This window comes from Nesterenkonia alba DSM 19423 (genome assembly GCF_000421745.1).
Classification (GTDB): domain Bacteria; phylum Actinomycetota; class Actinomycetes; order Actinomycetales; family Micrococcaceae; genus Nesterenkonia; species Nesterenkonia alba.
In genome coordinates this window covers 1-1575 of record NZ_ATXP01000034.1, presented here as the reverse complement: position 1 = coordinate 1575, position 1575 = coordinate 1, and the positions used below count along the sequence as shown (strand labels likewise).

The 1575-nt window shown below is 63.0% G+C and carries 1 protein-coding gene; it reads right to left on the bottom strand.

All coding sequences use genetic code 11. From position 1 onward, the window contains the following. Window positions 1–23: 23 nt before the first annotated feature. The gene (locus tag H578_RS15180) at window positions 24–1253 is read right to left on the bottom strand and encodes an IS110 family RNA-guided transposase (RefSeq protein ID WP_022873924.1); all 1230 of its coding nucleotides are present in this window, start codon (window positions 1251–1253) and stop codon (window positions 24–26) included. Between the last annotated feature and the right edge of the window lie 322 nt (window positions 1254–1575).

Genomic DNA, 1575 nt, shown 5'->3' with positions numbered 1-1575 from the left:
GGGGGGTGCCTCTATGGTTTTCGTCAAGCTGCTAGGGCGTGCCCGGTTCTGCCTCTGATGGTTTCGGGGTCTTGGTAGAAGGTCCCGTCACGCAGCATGGCGTAGAGGGTGTCGAGGCGTCTGCGGGCTAGGGCGATGACGGCTTGTTTGTGGGTCTTTCCTTCGGCGCGCTTCTTGTCGTAGTAAGCCCTGGATGGGCGGTGGTGCAGGGCTGCGAAGGCGCTGTTGAACAGGGAGGATTTCAATCTCTTGTTCCCGCCACGGTTGGCGTATTCACCTCGAATCGAGGTCCCGGAACGCCTGGTGGTCGGCGCAATCCCCGCGTAGGAGGCCAGATGGCCCGCGGTCTTGAAGTCCTTACCGACTATTTCGGTGAGGATTCTGGCGGCGGTCCTGACCCCGATTCCGGGCATCGAAGTCAGGACCTGGGCAAGAGGGTGCGCCTCCACCAGGGCATCGACCTGGGCCAACACCTGCTGACGCTGCGAGTACAGGTCCTTCAGCTGTCCGGCGATGATCGGCACGATGGTTGCTGCCGCCTCGGTGCCGGGAACCACCACAGTCTGGGCGGCCAGGGCAGCGAAGATCTCCTCAGTGAGTGGCTCAGCCAACCGTGGGTTGTGTTTGGTGATGCGGTTGCGCACATGGCCCCGGCCGGCGTCTTTGATCCGCTGCGGAGTAGACCACCTGCTCAGCACATCCAGGACCCCGTAGTGATGCAGCCGGGGTCCGATGACCCGTTCCAGGCCGGGGTGGATCTGGGTCAGCAGACCGCGCAGCCGGTTCCTGGCGGCGGTGGTCTGGGCCAGTAGATCATCATCGAAACCGGTCAGCACCGCCAGCTCGGCGACCTGCTCATCAGATGCTGCGATCTGCCGCAACGCGGTAGGCATGGTCCGGGCGGTCTCAGCGATGATGAACGCATCCCGGGCATCAGTCTTGGCTGAACCGGCGTGCAGGTCAGCCATTCTGCGCATGGTCAGCCCCGGCAGGTAAGCCACCTCAACGTCCTCAGCCTCCTGGGCAACAGCCACCGGCAGTGCGCCGATGGTCGCTGGTTGATCGACCACCAGCAGGGCCAGCCCATGCTTACTGGTGAGTTCGGCTAGTAGGTCTCGGAGTTTGGCCTCGTCGTTGGGCAGGGGCTTGTCGTAGGTCTTCTCGCCGGTGGTGGTCAGTGCTGTGGCGTGATGCTCACTCTTGCCGACGTCTAAGCCGATGAACAGCGCGAAGTCCTGAAGGTTCCAGGCCACGAGCTTCTCCTCATCAATTGTGGAGTCCTGTCACCACCCAGAACGGGGCGCCTGGGCAGCCAGCTGCCCAGCCCTGCCAGCCCCAGGCCCTGGGGTGGAGTCGGTGGGCGGTTCATGCTCGGCATCCACGTTAGAAAACAAGCCCTCAACACTGGGACTGTCGTGCCTCTATCAGCGATCCACGATCCGCCCGTGACCAGCTCCTGGGTGACAACACCCCCCGGATCATCACATGACTGGGGGCAAACGATCATGCCCAGAAGCCGGACCGGACAACACCACTTATCCTGCCGGAAAACTGGTGCCCCTAGAAGCTAACGGG